16 protein-coding genes are annotated in these 16,482 nt (G+C 68.2%); 13 read left to right on the top strand and 3 right to left on the bottom strand.

The genetic code is table 11. From position 1 onward, the window contains the following. The first annotated feature begins 6 nt into the window (after positions 1–6). The 9 genes from C6P64_RS12135 (at position 7) to C6P64_RS12095 (ending at position 8,925) form a co-directional block, all read left to right on the top strand. On the top strand, positions 7–1,008 hold the full coding sequence (locus C6P64_RS12135) for an ABC transporter substrate-binding protein (protein ID WP_105748832.1): 1,002 nt from the start codon (positions 7–9) through the stop codon (positions 1,006–1,008). Between the two features lie 40 nt (positions 1,009–1,048). Beyond that, positions 1,049–2,146, top strand: a complete 1,098-nt coding sequence (locus C6P64_RS12130) for an ABC transporter permease (RefSeq protein ID WP_105748831.1) — start codon at positions 1,049–1,051, stop codon at positions 2,144–2,146. Continuing rightward, the gene (locus tag C6P64_RS12125) at positions 2,140–2,949 is read left to right on the top strand and encodes an ABC transporter ATP-binding protein (RefSeq protein WP_105748830.1); all 810 of its coding nucleotides are present in this window, start codon (positions 2,140–2,142) and stop codon (positions 2,947–2,949) included. The genes C6P64_RS12130 and C6P64_RS12125 overlap by 7 nt, the downstream gene beginning before the upstream one ends. Then, complete coding sequence (locus C6P64_RS12120) at positions 2,946–4,109, top strand: c-type cytochrome (RefSeq protein WP_105748829.1); 1,164 nt, start codon at positions 2,946–2,948, stop codon at positions 4,107–4,109. The genes C6P64_RS12125 and C6P64_RS12120 overlap by 4 nt, the downstream gene beginning before the upstream one ends. Before the next feature lie 144 nt (positions 4,110–4,253). Next, positions 4,254–5,078, top strand: coding sequence for a class II aldolase/adducin family protein (locus C6P64_RS12115; RefSeq protein ID WP_105748828.1), 825 nt, complete (start codon positions 4,254–4,256; stop codon positions 5,076–5,078). Next, a complete protein-coding gene (locus tag C6P64_RS12110; RefSeq protein ID WP_105748827.1) occupies positions 5,075–6,220 on the top strand; it encodes an acyl-CoA dehydrogenase family protein in 1,146 nt (381 codons plus the stop codon). Before C6P64_RS12115 ends, C6P64_RS12110 begins: the two co-directional genes overlap by 4 nt. A gap of 16 nt (positions 6,221–6,236) precedes the next feature. Next, complete coding sequence (locus C6P64_RS12105; protein ID WP_105748826.1) at positions 6,237–7,217, top strand: NAD(P)-dependent oxidoreductase; 981 nt, start codon at positions 6,237–6,239, stop codon at positions 7,215–7,217. 47 nt (positions 7,218–7,264) lie between these two features. Then, positions 7,265–8,215 carry an ABC transporter substrate-binding protein gene (locus tag C6P64_RS12100; RefSeq protein ID WP_105748825.1) on the top strand — a complete coding sequence of 317 codons (951 nt, stop codon included), beginning with the start codon at positions 7,265–7,267 and terminating at the stop codon, positions 8,213–8,215. Positions 8,216–8,322: 107 nt separating this feature from the next. Then, positions 8,323–8,925: a malonic semialdehyde reductase gene (locus tag C6P64_RS12095; RefSeq protein ID WP_105748824.1), complete on the top strand. Its 603-nt coding sequence runs from the start codon at positions 8,323–8,325 to the stop codon at positions 8,923–8,925. A gap of 62 nt (positions 8,926–8,987) precedes the next feature. Here C6P64_RS12095 and C6P64_RS12090 read toward each other — a convergent pair whose 3' ends face one another. The 3 genes from C6P64_RS12090 to C6P64_RS12080 are packed head-to-tail and all read right to left on the bottom strand — an operon-like array spanning position 8,988 to position 12,478. Then, positions 8,988–10,172, bottom strand: coding sequence for an MFS transporter (locus C6P64_RS12090; protein ID WP_105748823.1), 1,185 nt, complete (start codon positions 10,170–10,172; stop codon positions 8,988–8,990). Between the two features lie 58 nt (positions 10,173–10,230). Continuing rightward, on the bottom strand, positions 10,231–11,583 hold the full coding sequence (locus C6P64_RS12085; RefSeq protein ID WP_105748822.1) for an LLM class flavin-dependent oxidoreductase: 1,353 nt from the start codon (positions 11,581–11,583) through the stop codon (positions 10,231–10,233). A 25-nt stretch (positions 11,584–11,608) separates the two neighbouring features. After that, positions 11,609–12,478: a TauD/TfdA dioxygenase family protein gene (locus tag C6P64_RS12080; RefSeq protein WP_105748821.1), complete on the bottom strand. Its 870-nt coding sequence runs from the start codon at positions 12,476–12,478 to the stop codon at positions 11,609–11,611. A 233-nt stretch (positions 12,479–12,711) separates the two neighbouring features. Between C6P64_RS12080 and C6P64_RS12075 the strand changes: the two genes are divergently transcribed. From C6P64_RS12075 to C6P64_RS12060, 4 genes are all read left to right on the top strand, one after another. Then, entirely contained in the window at positions 12,712–13,791 is a 1,080-nt protein-coding gene (locus C6P64_RS12075) for an ABC transporter substrate-binding protein (RefSeq protein ID WP_105748820.1), read from the top strand. 168 nt (positions 13,792–13,959) lie between these two features. After that, positions 13,960–14,814, top strand: a complete 855-nt coding sequence (locus tag C6P64_RS12070) for an ABC transporter permease (RefSeq protein ID WP_105748819.1) — start codon at positions 13,960–13,962, stop codon at positions 14,812–14,814. Positions 14,815–14,824: 10 nt separating this feature from the next. Continuing rightward, positions 14,825–15,616, top strand: a complete 792-nt coding sequence (locus C6P64_RS12065; RefSeq protein ID WP_105748818.1) for an ABC transporter permease — start codon at positions 14,825–14,827, stop codon at positions 15,614–15,616. Between the two features lie 18 nt (positions 15,617–15,634). After that, a complete protein-coding gene (locus C6P64_RS12060; RefSeq protein WP_105748817.1) occupies positions 15,635–16,465 on the top strand; it encodes an ABC transporter ATP-binding protein in 831 nt (276 codons plus the stop codon). Positions 16,466–16,482 lie beyond the last annotated feature (17 nt).

Below are 16,482 nucleotides of genomic sequence, written 5' to 3'. Positions count from 1 at the left end.
GACACCTTGAAATCACTCCTGTCGCGCCGCACGGTGCTGCGCTCGGCCGGTGCCGCCGGCGTGCTGGGCCTGGCAGGCCTCGCCGGCCACCGGACGGTGGCCGCTGCCGGACCGCTGCGCGACCTGAAGCTGGCCTGGAACGCCAACGCGATCTGCCTGTCGGCCGCGCCGGTGGCGCTGCAGCGCGGCATCTTCGAGAAGCACGGGCTCAAGGTCGAGCTGGTCAACTTCTCGGGCTCCACCGACCAGCTGCTCGAGACCATCGCCACCGGCAAGGCCGATGCCGCGCTGGGCATGGTGCACCGCTGGATCAAGCCGCTCGAAGCCGGGCTCGATGTCAAGCTGGTCGGCGCCAGCCACGGCGGCTGCGTGCGCATGGTGGGTTACGCACCGGCGGGCACCACCTCGCTCAAGGCGCTCAAGGGCAAGACGATTGCGGTGTCCGACCTCAACAGCCCGGGCAAGAATTTCTTCTCGGTGCTGCTGGTCAAGGCCGGGCTGGACCCGGAGCGCGACGTGAGCTGGCGCCAGTTTCCGGCCGACATGCTGGGCCTGGCGCTGGAGAAAGGCGAAGCCCACGCCATCGCCGATGCCGACCCGAACCTGCTGTTCATCGAGCGCCGCACCAAGGGCATCGTCGACCTCGCGACCAACCTGTCGGGCGAATACGCGGCCAAGACCTGCTGCGTGCTGGGAGCCGGCGGCCAGCTGGTGCGCCAGGACAAGGCCCTGGTGGCGTCGCTGGTGCGGGCGATCAACGAGGCCTCGGACTTCATCTCGGACAACCCGAACGAGACCGCCCGGATCTTCCAGCCCTACACCAAGGCCTCGCTGGAGGATGTGCGCTATGTGCTGGGCACCCTGACGCACCGCAACCACCCGACGGGCCTGAACCTGCAAAAGGAAGTCGAGTTCTATGCGCGCGACTTCAAGCTGGTCAATGTGCTCAAGCCCTCGACCGATCCGGCCCGCTTTGCCAAGCATGTCGTGGTCGACGTGCTGGCCTGAGCGATTGCCGGCCCGCCCCATTCAATAGGGAGTTCCTGTCATGAGCCAACTCGAGTCCGTGCTCGACCAGGGGGCAAGCCTGCCCCGGCCACCCCAATTCCAGCCCGCCGCGCGCCCCGGACCGGCGCGCAAGGACATCGTTCGCACCGAACGACCAGCGACCTTGCCAGCCCCCGCCCCGGGGCAGGTCTGGCTCAGCGGCCTGCTGGCCGCACTGGCCTGGACGCTGCTGGCACTGCTGACGCAGGCCTGGCCGAACGCACCAGTGGGTTTCAACGACTGGGCCTACACCGAGGAGTTCGCCTGGCTGGCCTGGGGCATCGCGGGCGCACTGGCGCTGCTGGCCCTGTTGCCCGGCCCGCTGTCGCCGCTGCGCGAGCGCCTGCGCCCGACCGGCCCCTGGCTGGTGGCATTGGCGCTCGGGCTGGCCGCCTGGGAGCTGTTCACCGCCAAGACGGCCACCCTGCCGGCGCCGTTTTTCGCGCCGCCGCAGAGCCTGATCGAAGTCTTCGTCTCGGACTGGCCACGGCTGCTCGACAGCGCCTACAACTCGATCAAGCTGCTGCTGGTCGGCATCGGCATTGGCGCGGTCACTGGCTTCGCGGTCGGCGTGCTGATCGGCTGGTCGCGCAGCGCCAACTACTGGATCCACCCGGTGTTGCGGGTGCTGGGCCCGGTGCCGACCACGGCGCTGCTGCCGATTTCGTTCTACTTCTTCCCGTCGAGCTGGTCGACCGCCATCTTCCTGATCGCGCTCGGCACCGCCTTCCCGGTCGCCATCCTGACCTGGTCGGGCGTCGCCAACGTGAACAAGAACTACTACGACGTGGCGCGCACCATGGGGGCTTCGCCCTGGTTCCTGGTGCTGCGGGTGGCGATACCGGCTTCCTTGCCGCAGGTCTTCGTCGGCCTGTTCATGGGGCTCGGCGCGGCCTTTTCCACCCTGGTCGTGGCGGAGATGCTGGGCGTGAAGTCCGGCCTCGGCTGGTATCTGACCTGGGCCCAGGGCTGGGCCAGCTATCCCAATATGTATGGCGCCCTGCTGGTGATGGCGCTGCTGTTCTCCGGCGTGATCTCGCTGCTGTTCCTGCTGCGTGACCGCCTGCTGTCGTGGCAGAAAGGAACCGTGAAATGGTGAACCTGGCTACCCCCGTGCATCAGCCGGCCGTCAACGCAGCCCAGGCGCCAGGCGCCCGGATCGAGGTCAACCAGGTCAGCCACTGGTTCGATGGACCGGCCGGACATCTGCAGGTGATCGATGAACTGGAGCTGGCCATCGAGCCCGGCGAGTTCGTGGCGCTGCTGGGCCCGAGCGGCTGCGGCAAGTCCACGCTGCTGCGCCTGGTGGCGGGCCTGGACCAGGCCACCACGGGCGAGCTCAGGCATGACGGCCAGGCCATCGCCGAGCCCGACCCGTCGCGCATCCTGGTGTTCCAGGACCCGACCCTGTTTCCCTGGCGCACGGTGTGGGACAACGTGGCACTGGGCCTGCAGGCGCGCGGCGTGCTGAAGGCCGAACGGGAGCGGGTGGACCAGGCCCTGCGGCTGGTCGGCTTGCAGGACTTTGCCAAGGCGTTCCCGCATCAGCTGTCCGGCGGCATGGCGCAACGCGCCGCGCTGGCGCGCGCGCTGGTGAACGACCCGAGCCTGCTGATCCTGGACGAACCGCTGGGCAAGCTCGACTCGCTGACCAGGCTGTCGATGCAGACCGAACTGGTCGACCTGTGGCAGCGCAGCGGCTTCTCGGCCCTGCTGGTGACCCATGATGTCGAGGAGGCGCTGTTCCTGGCGCAGCGCGTCATCGTGCTGTCGGACCGGCCGGCACGCATCCACAAGGTGCTGCACAACGACCTGCCCTACCCGCGGCATCGGGGCGATCCGCGCCTGGCCGAATTGCGCCATGAAGCCCTGACCGCGCTCGGGCTGGATGCCAGCTGGTGAACCTGGGGCCCGACGCCATCAATGCCCTGCTGTGGCTGCTGCATCAGGCACAGCAGGCAGGGTGGCAATGGCTGGATGCCTGGGGGCTGACGCAGCCGCTGCACGGCCAGCCCGGCTGGCCCTTCGCCCACCGTCTGGCCGCCGAATACCTGCTCACTGAACCCGGCCAGTCGCGCCGTCTGCTGCTGGCGCTGGCGTCGCTGCTGCTGCTGGCCTTGCTCGGCGCACTGGCCTGGCGCTGGCGGCGCGCGCGCGGCTGGCTGGCCGGCGTGGCACTCGTGCTGCTGCTGGTGACGCCCTGGCCCGACTGGCGGCTGCTGGTCCGGCCCACGGTGCCGACCGCCTTCCATCAAAGTCCGAACGGCTTCAACGCCACCAGCATCGTGCGGGGTCAACGGCTCTACCTGGCGCATTGCCAGCGTTGCCATGGCGCGGATGGCCGGGGCGAAGGCCCCGATGCGCCCGGGCTGACGATGTGGCCGCCCACGCTCAACGGCTCCCTGCTGTGGAAGCGGCTCGATGGCGAACTGTTCTGGCGCATCCGCCATGGCCTGCAGGACCGGCATGGACAAAGCACCATGCCGGCCAGCCCGCTCGGCGACCAGCAGATCTGGGACCTGCTGGATTTCGTGCGCGCCCAGGCCGCGGGCCAGTCCTTGCGCCAGACCGGTGGCTGGATGCACCCCGTTCCCGTGCCCGATGTCACCATCGACTGCCAGCAAGGCAGCCGGCGACTGAGCAGCCTGCGCGGCCAGCGGCTGCGGCTGGTGCTCACGGGCGGTCCGGGACCGGGCGCGACGGAAGATCCGCGCCTGTTTTCAGTCGCCGTGGGCCAGGACGCGGCCGGCCTCGACTGCCAGGCCGACAGCGAGGAGCTGGCGCCAGCCCTGGCCCTCTTGCTCGGCGTGCAGCCGCAGGAACTGCCGGGTCACCAGCTCATCGCCGACAAGTTCGGCTGGCTGCGCGTGCGCGGCCAGCCAGGGGATGCGCAATGGTCCGAGGACGATCTGGTATGCCGGACCTCGGGCCAGCCGGTACCGATGTCGAACCCGATCAATCCGGTCCAGGCCCAGACCGTTCCGGCCGATGGCCTCGACGCCATCATTCGCCGCATCGACAGTGAACCGGTCCGTTCGCAGCGCGGGGGCTTTCCGCATTGAAGCCGTGCGCAATCGGCATGCTCAAAACGCATGTTGAAAGCCGTTTTTCTTCGTTGGAATTCAATCGCGCGGCTTTTATTGTCTAGCCGACAGCCCGATCCATTTCAGCTGGTGCCCTTGTCCCCTGCTTCATGAAAGTTGCCCATGTCCACCGTTATCTCTTCCACCCTGCCAGCCAGCCTGCATGCCTTGCTCAATGCGCCGCCCAAACGCCAGGACTGGTTCGATGAGCCTATCCCTGTGCGCTCGATCGAAGAGGAACGCCAATACCGGCGCGAACAATTGGCCATTTCGTTTCGCCTGTTTGCCCAGCATGGCTTGAACGTGGGGCTGGCGGGCCATATCACCGCGCGCGATCCCGAATGGCATGACCATTTCTGGGTCAATCCGCTGGGGGTCAATTTCTCGCAGATCCGCGTCTCCGACCTGCTGCTGGTGAACGCGCAAGGCGAGATCGTGCTCGGCAAGGGACCGCTGAACCGCGCCGCCTTTGCCATCCACGCCGCCTTGCATGAAGCCCGGCCCGACATCGTGGCCGCGGCCCACACCCATTCCACCTACGGCAAGGCCTGGTCGACCCTGGGCCGCCTGCTGGACCCGCTGACCCAGGACTCCTGCGCCTTCTACCAGGATCACGCCCTGTTCGACGACTTCACTGGCGTGGTGCTGGAGACCGACGAGGGCTTCCGGATTGCCCAGGCGCTGGGCCAGCGCAAGGCCGTGATCCTGCAGAACCACGGCATCCTGACCGCCGGGCCTTCGGTGGCGGCTGCCGCCTGGTGGTATATCGCGCTGGAAAACATCTGCCAGACCCAGCTACTGGCCGAAGCCGCGGGCCAGCCGATCCCGATCCCGCACGAGGTCGCCGCCCGTACCCATGGCCAGATCGGCGGCCCTGGCGGGGCGGAATACACCTTCAGGAGCCTGGCGGAAATCCTGGTGCGCGACCAGCCCGAGGTGCTGCAATGAACGCGCCGCTCAACTGGGGCGAACTGGCCAGCAGCCTGGCGGCGGACTTTGCCCAGCGGGCAGCCAAGCATGATCTGGAAGGCAGTTTTCCGTTCCAGAACTTCACCGACCTGCATCGCGCGGGACTGCTGACCCTGGCTGCACCGGCCGAACTGGGCGGACAGAACGCCACGCTGGCGCAGCTCGGCGAGGTGATCGGCGCCATCGGCCATGGCGACCCGGCCACCGCGCTGGTGCTGATCATGCAATATGTCCAGCACCGTTCGCTCGGGCGCGCGGACAAGCGCTGGCCGCGTGACCTGGCACAGCGCGTGGTGCGCGAGGCGGCGGAGAAAGGCGCGCTCATCAACGCGCTGCGGGTCGAGCCCGACCTGGGCACGCCGGCGCGCGGCGGCCTGCCCGCCACCACGGCCCGCCTGACGCCAGAGGGCTGGCGCCTGAACGGGCACAAGGTGTATTCGACCGGTGTCCCGGTGCTGCAGTGGTATGCGGTCTGGGTGCGCACCGACGAGACGCCGCCCCGGGTCGGCACCTTGCTGGTGCCGGCCGGCCTGCCCGGCACGCGCATCGTCGAGACCTGGGACCACCTGGGCCTGCGCGCCAGCGGCAGTCACGACGTGATCTTCGAGGAGGTGCTGGTGCCGCTGGGCCATGAGGTCGACCTGCGCCAGCCACAGGACTGGGGCGCTGGCGACCCGCAGCTGCAGGCCGAAATGACCGTGCTGATGGGCGCGCTCTACACCGGGGTGGCGCGCGCCGGGCGGGACTGGCTGCTGGGATTCCTGCGCGAACGCAAGCCGTCGGCGCTGGGGGCCTCGCTGGCCACGCTGCCGCGGGTGCAGGAGGCGGTCGGCCGCATCGAGGGGCTGCTGCTGGCCAACGACCGGCTGCTGCGCGGGCTGGCGCGGGACATCGATGCGGGCCTTGAGGTCGCTGGCAGCGACAGTGCCCTGATCAAGAGCCTGGTGACCAACCAGGCCGTGCAAGCGGTGGAAATCGCCCAGTCGCTCAGCAGCAACCACGGGCTGGCGCGCCGCAATCCGCTCGAGCGCCACTGGCGCGACGTGCTGTGCGGTCGCATCCACACGCCGCAGGACGACAGCGTCTGGGTGGCGGCGGGACGACGCGCGCTGGGCGTCTGAAGCCGAGAAGCCCTCCATGCGCCACCCCGATACCCCCGCCCGGCCCCTGGTGCTGCTCAACCAGCTGGGCCAGGGACAACTGCCTGACATGGCTGGCGTGCAGGTCATCGACGATGACCAGACCCCCGCCTGGCTGCGGTCACAGGACGCCGAGGTGCTGCTCACCGGGCCGCGCAACGGCTGGAAGACCGCCCCGCAACAGACCCCCGAAGGCTGGCCTGGCCGCCTGCGCTGGGTGCACCTGGCCTCGGCCGGGATCGACTTCTTTCCGCCCTGGCTGTTCGACGTGGCCCAGGTCAGCTGTTCGCGTGGCGTGGCGGCCGATCCGATCGCCGAATATGTGCTGTCGGCCATGCTGGAGCAGGTCAAGCAGTTGCATAGCCGGCAAGTCAGGCATGGGAGGATGATCTGGAGCAGGGAATTCGACCGCGCAGTGGCCAGGCCCTTGGGCACGCTCAAGGGTCAAACCCTGGGCTTGCTGGGCTACGGCGCGATCGGACAGGCGATCGCGCGCCGGGCGCTGGCCTTCGACATGCGCATCCTGGCGCTGCGGCGCTCCGGCCAGCGCATCGACGCCGAGGGCGTGACCAGCGTGGCGTCGCTGCGGGAACTGCTCGCGAACTCGGACCATCTGGTGCTGGCCTTGCCGCTCACGGCCGAGACGCGCCACCTCATCGATGCCGAGGCCTTGTCCCACGCCAAACCGGGCCTGCATCTGATCAACATTGCCCGGGGCGCGCTGCTGGACCACGACGCCCTGCGCGCGGCACTCGATAGTGGCGCGCTGGCTGCTGCGACCCTGGATGTCACCGAACCCGAGCCACCGCCGCAAGGGCACTGGCTCTACCAGCACCCGCGCGTGCGCCTGACGCCCCATATCTCCTGGTCCGCCAGCGACGGGCCGGCAGCAACGGCCTTGAAGTTCCAGCACAACCTGGTGCGTTACCTGAAGGGGGACGCCCTGATCGATCGGGTGGACCCGTCGAAAGGCTACTGACCCATTGACCTGCCTCCCGCCATCCATCAACGAAAGGAAACCCATCCATGCAACGCCGTCGCTTCAGCCAGATTCTGGCCTCCTCCCTTGCCGCGCCAGCCCTGCTGGGCCCCTCCCTGGCGCAGTCGCAGCAGCGCGTGCTGTTGCGCGCCGGCGATCAAAAGGGCGGCCTGCAGGCCCTGCTCGATGCGGCCGGTGAACTGAAGAACCTGCCCTACGACATCAAATGGTCGGAGTTCCCGGCCGCGGCTCCGCTGGCAGAAGCGCTCAACGCCGACGCGGTGGACTTCGGCATCATCGGCGATGCCCCCTTGCTGTTCACCCTCGCGGCCGGAAGCCGGGTCAAGGCCTTTGCCGCCAGCCGATCCGACGCCTATGGCACGGCCATCCTGGTGCAGCCGGACTCCCCCTTGAAGAGCGCGGCCGACCTCAAGGGCAAGCGCGTTGCCACCAACCGCGGCTCGATCGGCCATTACGTGACGCTCAAGGCACTGGATGCGGTCGGGCTGAGCGCCGACGACATCCAACTGCGCTTCATTCCGCCGGCCGAGGCCAAGCTGGCCCTGACGCAAGGCTCGGTCGACGCCTGGGCGACCTGGGACCCCTACACCGCGCTGGCCGAAACCAGCAAGCATGCGCGCGTGCTGGTATCGGGACGCGGGCTTTGGACCGGGCTGAGTTACCTGGCCGCCACCGAATCGGCGCTGCGCGACAAGCGTGCCACCTTGCAGGACTTCAAGGACCGGGTGGCCAGAGCCCAGGTCTGGTCCTACCAGAACCCGGACTCGTTCAGCGCCACGCTGGCGCGCATCATCGGCATTCCCGAAGAGGCAGCCAAGCTCCAGTTCGTGCGTCGCGCCACGCACTGGGTCAGCATCGATGAACAGGTGGTGGCCGATCAGCAGCGCACCGCCGACTTCTACCTCAAGGCCGGCCTGCTCAAGCAACGCCTGCAGGTCAGCAACACCTTCGATGCCGGCTTCAGGAACAAGGCCTGAGGAAGAGCCGCCTGGCGGCGGCCCTCCCCGACTGATTTGATAATGGGCAACGAAGAACCCGTTCGACCGCACCTGACTTCCGATTCATTCAACCACAGCACCACACCATGACCCAAGACACCCAGCCAGCACTCGCCTCCGATGCCCTGAACCGGCTGTTCCGTGACGCCCGCACCGTGCACGCCTTCCAGCCCGTACCGGTGTCGGACGAAACGATCCGCCAGCTCTACGAGCTGCTCAAGTGGGGACCGACCGCCTTCAATGCCCAGCCCGCGCGCTACCTGTTCCTGCGCAGCCCGGAGGCCAAGGCACGCCTGCGACCCGCGCTGTCGGCAGGCAATGTGGCACAGACCGAGGCCGCCGCGGTCACGGTGATCGTGGCGCAGGACAGCCGCTTCTACGAGCACCTGCCGCAGCAGTTCCCGGCCTACGACGCCAAGCCCCTGTTCGAGGGCAATGCCGCCCTGGCCGAGGCGACGGCGTTTCGCAACAGCAGCCTGCAGGGGGCCTACCTGATCCTGGCCGCGCGTTCGCTCGGCCTCGACAGCGGAGCGCAGTCGGGCTTCGATCCCGGCAAGGTGAACGCCGAATTCTTCCCCGATGGCCGCTACCAGGTCAACTTCATCATCAACCTGGGCGTGGCCGATCCGGCGGGCATTCACCCGCGCGGCCCGCGCCTGGACTTCGACCAGGTGGCGCAGATCCTGTGATGGGAAGTCCGGGGCCGGCCGCGAGCGCGGGGCCCCGGCTACTGCTCCCGCCGCGGAGCTGATCAGGCCGCATCCGGGCAAGGCAAGGGATGACGCCGGCTGAGGAGGGCCAGCGACAGGAACAGCGGCACGAAGACCAGGAACACCATCTGGAGCCCGATCCACTGGCCCAGAGTGCCGCCCAGCAGGCCGCCGACCAGGCTTCCGGCCGGTCCGGCCAGCGCGCTGAAGCCGGCCACCCGGCCATGGCCCAGCCGCGCACCGACGCGCGAGAACTGCGTCAGGTTGTGGATCTGCAGCAGCCCCAGGCCCAGTCCCAGCATGGCGCCGCCACCCCAGAGCCAGACCGGGCGGGCCGCGAAAGCCAGGGTCAAGGCAGCCAGCACGACCAGCAAGGCACCCAGTGACAAGGCCTGGCAGCCCAGCCGGCCGACCCAGCCCCCGAGCAAAAAGAGGGCGAACACGAAGGCGGCGCCCTGCACCGCGACCAGCGAACCGGCGCCCGCCGCCGGCAAGCCAAGCGACTGCACGGCGATCACCACGATGTAGAAGGCGTAGTACATGTTCAGGGCCTGGATGGCCCCTTCGTGCCAGGCCAGCCGACGGGCCAGCGGATCGGCCAGCACGCCGCGCAGCACCTCGCCCATGCCGGCGTCCTGCCACCCTTCATCCCTGCGTGGCGCGCGGTACTGGGACAGCACCAGGGGCGAAAGTCCGATCGTGACGAAGAACATCGCCGCGATCAGCCAGTAGCTGCCGGCATGACCGAGCACCTGCACCACGACCGCGGCCAGCAGCGGACCGATCAGAAACATGCCCGACATATGGGTCCCCCGGTACCAGCCGGCGCGCGCCTCGCCCATGCGCTCCAGCGCCGCCATGAAGACGGTGTTCAGCGAAACGAAGCGCGCCGGCATGACCAGGCTGACCAGCGCGGTCATGAACAGCAGGAACAGGCTGCTGGGCAGCAGCGGCAGCAACAGGTAGAGCAGGCCGGCGATCAGGCTGCCCGCCATGAACAGGCGGGTGGGTCCGTAACGCTCGACCAGCACGCCCATCGGCAGGCTGCTGAACAGGAGGCCCAGGCTTTGCGCCGCCGCGATCGAGCCCAGCACCCAGCCCTGGGCCCCCAGGTGCAGGGCATAGAGCGTGGTCGTGACCTTGGCCAGTCCGACGCTGACACCCATGAACAGGGACAGCAGGGCAAAGGTGAGCAGGAAGCGGTGGCGTTCCAGCCAGGCGGTCATCGGGTGGTCATAGCAAGGGCCACTACGCTCCGGAGTGATGGATGGGATCGCATGGGGTTCAGGCCGCCTTCGCTGCGGCAGCGGCGTAGCGGCTCTGCGGGCGCTCGAGTCCCAGGTTCTCGCGCAGGGTGCGGCCCTCGTACGCGGTGCGGAACAGCCCGCGCTTTTGCAGCTCCGGGATCACCAGCTCGACGAAGTCGTCCAGCGAGGCCGGCAGCACCGGCGGCATCACGTTGAAGCCGTCGGCGGCGCCATTCTCGAACCATTCCTGCATCTGGTCGGCGATGGTCTGCGGCGTGCCGACCACGACCCAGTGGCCGCGCGCGCCGGCCAGGTACTCGTAGAGCTGGCGCACCGTGTAGCGTTCGCGGCGCGCGAGCTCGAGCACCACATGGGCGCGGCTGTTGATGCCCTTGGGCGGCGCGGGGATGTAGGGCGGCGGGGCGTCCAGGTCCCAGCGGCTCAGGTCCTCGCCGGGCCAGAACGGCGCCAGCGTCGCCAGGCCCACCGAGGGATGAATCAGCGCCTGCAGCTCGGCCCACTTGGCCTGCGCCTCTTCCTCGGTGCGGCCGACCACCGGCGAGATGCCAGGCAGCACCAGCAGCTGCTCGGGGCGGCGGCCGTATTTCGCCAGCCGGCCCTTGACGTCGCGGTAGAAGGCCTGCGCCTCGGCCAGGCTGGTCCAGGCGGTGAAGATGGCCTCGGCGCTGGCGGCGGCCAGCTCCTTGCCGTCCTCGGACGAGCCGGACTGCACGATCACCGGATAGCCCTGCGGCGGGCGCTCGAGGTTCAGCGGTCCCTTGACCTTCAGGTGCTTGCCGATGTGGTTGAGCGGATGCAGCCGGTCGGGGTCGAAATAGACGCCCGACTCGCGGTCGCGGATGAAGGCATCGTCGTCGAAGCTGTCCCACAGGCCCTTGACCACGTCAACGAACTCGTGCGCGCGCTCGTAGCGCGTGGCCGGGTCCGGGTGCGTATCAAAGCCGAAGTTGCCGTGCACGCCCTCGGCGCTGGTCGTGACCACGTTCCAGGCCGCCCTGCCCTTGCTGATGTGGTCGAGCGAGGCGAACTTGCGCGCCAGCAGGTAGGGGTCCTCGTAGGTGGTCGATGCGGTCGCGACGAAGCCGATGTGCTTCGTGACCGCCGACAGCGCGGCCCAGAGCGTGACCGGCTCGAAATACGACAGCCGGCCCTGGCGGCTGAGCGATTCGCGGTCGCCCTGGTGCCAGATGCCCGGGCTGTCGGCGACGAAGACCTGGTCGAACAGGCCGCGCTCAGCGGTCTTGGCGAGCTCGATGTAGTGGTCGATGTTGACGCCAGCATCGGGCTGCGAGCCTGGATGGCGCCAGGCCGCGATGTGGTGGCCGGTGGCCATGATGAAGGCGCCCAGGCGCAGCTTGCGTTGTGCCATCCTGTTTCTCCTGCGTTGTCGGAATTCAGAACGCCTGCTCGGCGGTGAAGGTGATGCGGTGCAGCTTGCGATGCGCCGGGAAGAAGTCGCCGACCGCGTAATGCTGGGTCGAGCGGTTGTCCCACACCGCCAGCGTGCCGTCCTGCCAGCGCAGGCGAGCCTGGAATTCGGGCACCTTGGCCAGGTCGAACAGCTGCGCCAGCAGCGCATCGCTCTGCGCGCGCGGCAGGCCCTTGATGTGACTGGTGAAGGTCGGGTTGACGTAGAGGATCTTCTTGCCAGTGATCGGGTGCACGCGCACCACCGGATGCTCGACCGGCGGGTACTTGGCGCGCGCCTCGCGCAGCTGCTCGCCGGTCGCGTCCTGGCGCAGCAGGTATTCGGTCCAGCCGCTGATCTCCCAGCTGTGCACCGCAGTCAGCGTCTCGAGGTAGGCCTGCAGCTCAGGCTTCAGGCTCGCGTAGGCACGGGTCAGGCTGGCCCAGATCGTGTCGCCGCCACTGGGCGGAATCACCTGCGCGTAGAGGCTGGTGCCGACCGGCGGGTTGTCGCGCCAGGTGATGTCGGCATGCCAGTTGTTGGCCGCCTTGGGGCGCTCGGCCGTGCTCTCGACGACCTCGATCGCCGGCTGGTCCGCCAGGCGCGGGAAGAAGGCCTTGACCTCGGCGACATTGCCGAAGATCTGGGTGAACTCGACCTGCTGCGCGGGCGTGAGCTGCTGGTCGCGGAAAAAGATCACTTCATGCTCGGCCAGTGCGCGGCGCAGCTCGGACTGCGTCGTCGCGTCGAGCGGCCGGCTCAGGTCCAGGCCGTGGATCACGGCGCCGATGGTCGGGGTATAGGGCTCGACCACGAAGCGGGTGTAGGGGGCGGCGAGATCGTTGAGCTTGGACATGCGGGTTCTCCTTGGGCGTTGGATGGAATCGGGAACTTCAATTTAATTGCCTGCAGCCTCGGCACGGACGAATAAATTCGCATATGGATATTCAGCCGCCTGACATCCAGGAACTCATAAGCAAACAGGCAAAACATTTCCGAATTCCGATATCCGTCTTTATTCCTTTTGCTTCCCGTTCGGCGCCAATAGAGTCGATCTGACATCGACAGCCATCGAACTGGAGCAATCAAATGAAATACTGGAAACGCATCTGGGCGGCAGCGCTGGCGCTGAGCCTGCTTCCCCTGGCCTCCGTGCAGGCACAGGCCCCCGAGCCGCTCAAGGTCATACGCATCGGCGTGGCCACCGGCGGCGTCGGCAGCAACCCGATCCGCCACGGCGGAACCACGACCGCCTTGGCCTACAGCGACGGCCTGCTCGAGGAGGAGTTCAGGAAGGACGGGGTCAAGGTGGAATGGCAGTTCTTCAAGGGCGCCGGCCCGGCCGTCAACGAGGCGCTGGTCAACCGGCAGCTCGACTTCGCCTGGCAGGGTGACCTGCCGTCGATCGTGCATCGCTCCAACGGCGTCAAGACCCGCATCATCCTGGGCAGCGGCGTGCGCACCGGCCTCTACCTAGGCGTCGCGCCGGACTCGGACATCAGGCGGCTGGAAGACCTCAAGGGCCGGCGGGTCGCCCTGTTCAAGGGCACCAACCTGCATCTGGCCGCGGTACGCGCGCTGGCCGACAAGGGCATCAAGGAGCGCGATGTCAAGTTCGTCAACCTGGACCTGGCGGCGGGACGGACCGCGCTGGTCAACCGGGACGTCGATGCGGTGTTCGACTACGTGGGCCTGTTCGATCTGCGCGACAAGGGCCTGGCCAAGGTGGTCTGGTCGGCGGCGCAGGACTCCTACCAGTACACCCGCCAGACGGCCTTGCTGGTGGCCGACGATTTCGCCCGTCGGCATCCTGCTGCGGTGCAGCGGGTGGTGACCGCGATCGTGAAGGCGGCACACCGCTATTCCGACGAGAACCGGCGCGCCGAACTGTTCGAGAAATGGGGCAAGGCCGAATACCCGGACAAGGTCTGGCGCGAGGACTTCATCGGCCAGCCGCTGCGCGTGCGCCAGTCGCCGCTGCTCGATCCCTTCCTGGTCGAGCGCTACCGGGACTCGGCGCGCGAGAGCCTGGAGCTCAAGCTGATCCGCAGCGCACCCGAGATCGACAGCTGGTTTGATCGCAGCTTCCTGAACGCCTCGCTGAAGGAGCTCAAGCTGGAGCAGTACTGGCCGGCCTACGCGGCCGACGGCAATCTGCTGTCGCGCTGAGCGGGCTGACGCTGGCAGTGACCTCGGCCGATAGAAGATTTCCGCGCATCCATATCGGTTTTTGTTCGTTCTTCAAATACCTGGCAAGCCTTAGATTCCTCTCATTCATTACCAATTCATCTGAAAGATCACCATGAACCGTGAACGACAGAATGGCAGGAGGCCGCGATGGCAGCCCGGGATCTCGCGCTGAACCGGACTGGACAGCCACAGGCCGAGGCCGGCCGCGTGGCCGCGGCTCAGCCGGCCGGACTCCGGATCAGCCGGATCGCGCAGGACTGGCTGCTGCCCTGGCTGTTTCCGCTCGCCCTGCTGCTGCTGTGGCAGCTGTCGGCGCTGCAGGGCTGGGCACCCGAGCAGGTGCTGCCGCCGCCGGGCGCGGTCTACGACAGCTTCGCGGCCCTGCTGGCCAGCGGCGAACTGTGGGACCACCTGCAGGTCAGCCTGGTACGCGTGTTCTCGGGCTTTGGCATCGGGCTGTCGGCCGGCCTGCTGCTGGGCGGCGCCATGGGCCTGTCGCCCACCTTGCGCGACTACCTGTTCCCGCTGTTCAAGGCCTTCAGCCAGGTGCCCACCCTGGGCTGGCTGCCGCTGCTGATGCTGCTGGTCGGCATCGACGAGGAGCTCAAGTTCCTGCTGATCGCCAAGGCCGCCCTGGTGCCGGTGACGATCAATACCTGCCAGGGCGTGCAGGGCGTGCCCAACCGCTACATCGAAGTGGCCCGGGTCTACGGCTTCACCCGCTGGCAGCTGCTGAGCCGGGTGGTGTTTCCGGCCGCGACCGCGCCGGTCTGGAACGGGGTCCGCTATGGCCTGACCCATGCCTGGCTAGCGCTGGTGGTGGTCGAACTGCTGGCCTCGTCGGAGGGCATCGGCTACCTGATCGTCTACGGCCGCCAGCTGTTCCAGCTCGACCTGGTGCTGGCTGCCGTGGTCGCGGTCGGCATCCTGGGCCTGCTGCTCGACAAGCTGCTGGCCCGCACCGAAGCCTGGCTGCTGCGCTGGCGCAAGCCGGGCCTGTAAGGGGGAAACCATGGCCAATTCCGATCGAAAAGTCATCATCCCGCGGCGCCTGCGGGGCTGGGTGCTGCCGCTGGCCCTGCTGGCCTGCTGGTACTGGGCAGTGGCCTCGGGCTGGTCGAGCTCGCCGCTGCTGGTGTCGCCGCTGGCCGTGTGGCAGCGCGCCGTCGCACAAGTCGGCAGCGGCGAGCTCTGGGACGCGCTGTCGGCCAGCCTGTGGCGCAACGCCTGGGGCCTTGCCATCGGCGCCAGCGCCGGGCTGCTGTTCGGCGCCCTGCTGGGCGGGTCGCGCGGCTTCGACCGCCTGCTCGGCCCCTCCTTCCACACCCTCAAGCAGATCTCGCTGTTCGCCTGGATTCCGATGCTGTCGATGTGGTTCGGCCTCGGCGAGGCGGCCAAGATCGCCTTCATCGCGCTGGCAGCCTTCTTCCCGGTGGTACTCAACACCTACGAGGGCCTGCGCAGCGTGCCGCGCGAGTACCTGGAAGTGGCGCGGGTCCACGAGTTCAGCCTCTGGCAAACGCTGAGCCGGGTGATCGTGCCGGCCGCCGCACCCTCGCTGTTCACCGGCCTGCAGCTGTCGCTGATCTACACCTGGCTCGCCACCCTGGGCGCGGAATACCTGCTGTCCTCGGGCCGGGGCATAGGCAACACGCTGATCGACGGCCGCGAACAGTTTCAGATGGACCTGGTGCTGTTCGGCGTGGTCGTGATCGGCCTGGTCGGATTCGCGCTCAATGCGCTGGCCAGCCAGCTGGAGCGGCGCCTGCTGGCCTGGCGCGACCGCACGGTGGCGCAGTACTGAATTGCTGGAGAGAGAACCATGGCACATGCCGCAACCCTGAGCCTGCGGGCTCTGCACAAGCAGTACGAGGTCAAGGGCCAGGCCCTGCCGGTGCTGCAGGACATCAACCTGACGATCGCGCCGGGCGAGTTCGTCAGCATCGTCGGCTCGAGCGGCTGCGGCAAGTCGACGCTGCTGCGCCTGCTGATCGGGCTCGAGGGCGACTACCAGGGCGAGATCCTGCTCGACGGCCAGCGCATTGCCGGCACCAGCCTGCAGCGCGGCATCGTGTTCCAGGAGCACCGCCTGTTCCCCTGGCTGACGGTCGAGAAGAACGTCGCGCTGGGCCTGCTCAATGCCCAGCAGAGCGAGGCCGACAAGCGCCGGGCGGTGCAGGAACATATCGAGCTGGTCGGCCTCAAGGGCTTCGAGAGCGCCTACCCGCACCAGCTCTCGGGCGGCATGTCGCAGCGGGTGGCGATCGCGCGCGCGCTGGTCAACCGGCCCGAGATCCTGCTGCTCGACGAGCCCTTCGGCGCGCTCGACGCGATGACGCGCGCCCATCTGCAGCAGGAGCTGCAGCGCATCTGGCAGCAGGAGGGCATCACGATGATCCTGGTGACCCACGATGTCGAGGAAGCCGTCTACCTGGGCGACCGGGTGGTCGTGATGGAGCCGCGCCCGGGCCGCATCCGCCGCATCGTGCCGGTCGAGCTCGCGCACCCGCGCGACCGCTCCAGCCCAGGCTTTGGCCAGATCAAGGACCAGGTGCTCGGCGAATTCGCCGAGCATGGCGCCGAACTCGCCGCGCCGGCCTGGCGGCCCGATGCCGCACCACGTCCCCTCTCCAGCTGGCAGTTCGCCATCTGACCCCCCCCATGAAGATT

Source organism: Malikia granosa (assembly GCF_002980595.1).
Taxonomy (GTDB): domain Bacteria; phylum Pseudomonadota; class Gammaproteobacteria; order Burkholderiales; family Burkholderiaceae_C; genus Malikia; species Malikia granosa.
Note: the sequence above shows the minus strand (reverse complement) of the source record. Positions and strands in the feature narration are given on the sequence as shown.

Bases quoted from the DNA above. Each gene is read 5' to 3' on its own strand.
- C6P64_RS12115 (WP_105748828.1), top strand. From the start codon at position 4,254: ATGTCCACCGTTATCTCTTCCACCCTGCCAGCCAGCCTGCATGCCTTG.
- C6P64_RS12070 (WP_105748819.1), top strand. From the start codon at position 13,960: ATGGCAGCCCGGGATCTCGCGCTGAACCGGACTGGACAGCCACAGGCC.
- C6P64_RS12085 (WP_105748822.1), bottom strand. From the start codon at position 11,583: ATGGCACAACGCAAGCTGCGCCTGGGCGCCTTCATCATGGCCACCGGC.
- C6P64_RS12125 (WP_105748830.1), top strand. From the start codon at position 2,140: ATGGTGAACCTGGCTACCCCCGTGCATCAGCCGGCCGTCAACGCAGCC.
- C6P64_RS12130 (WP_105748831.1), top strand. From the start codon at position 1,049: ATGAGCCAACTCGAGTCCGTGCTCGACCAGGGGGCAAGCCTGCCCCGG.
- C6P64_RS12110 (WP_105748827.1), top strand. From the start codon at position 5,075: ATGAACGCGCCGCTCAACTGGGGCGAACTGGCCAGCAGCCTGGCGGCG.
- C6P64_RS12100 (WP_105748825.1), top strand. From the start codon at position 7,265: ATGCAACGCCGTCGCTTCAGCCAGATTCTGGCCTCCTCCCTTGCCGCG.
- C6P64_RS12060 (WP_105748817.1), top strand. From the start codon at position 15,635: ATGGCACATGCCGCAACCCTGAGCCTGCGGGCTCTGCACAAGCAGTAC.
- C6P64_RS12075 (WP_105748820.1), top strand. From the start codon at position 12,712: ATGAAATACTGGAAACGCATCTGGGCGGCAGCGCTGGCGCTGAGCCTG.
- C6P64_RS12095 (WP_105748824.1), top strand. From the start codon at position 8,323: ATGACCCAAGACACCCAGCCAGCACTCGCCTCCGATGCCCTGAACCGG.
- C6P64_RS12065 (WP_105748818.1), top strand. From the start codon at position 14,825: ATGGCCAATTCCGATCGAAAAGTCATCATCCCGCGGCGCCTGCGGGGC.
- C6P64_RS12080 (WP_105748821.1), bottom strand. From the start codon at position 12,478: ATGTCCAAGCTCAACGATCTCGCCGCCCCCTACACCCGCTTCGTGGTC.
- C6P64_RS12090 (WP_105748823.1), bottom strand. From the start codon at position 10,172: ATGACCGCCTGGCTGGAACGCCACCGCTTCCTGCTCACCTTTGCCCTG.
- C6P64_RS12105 (WP_105748826.1), top strand. From the start codon at position 6,237: ATGCGCCACCCCGATACCCCCGCCCGGCCCCTGGTGCTGCTCAACCAG.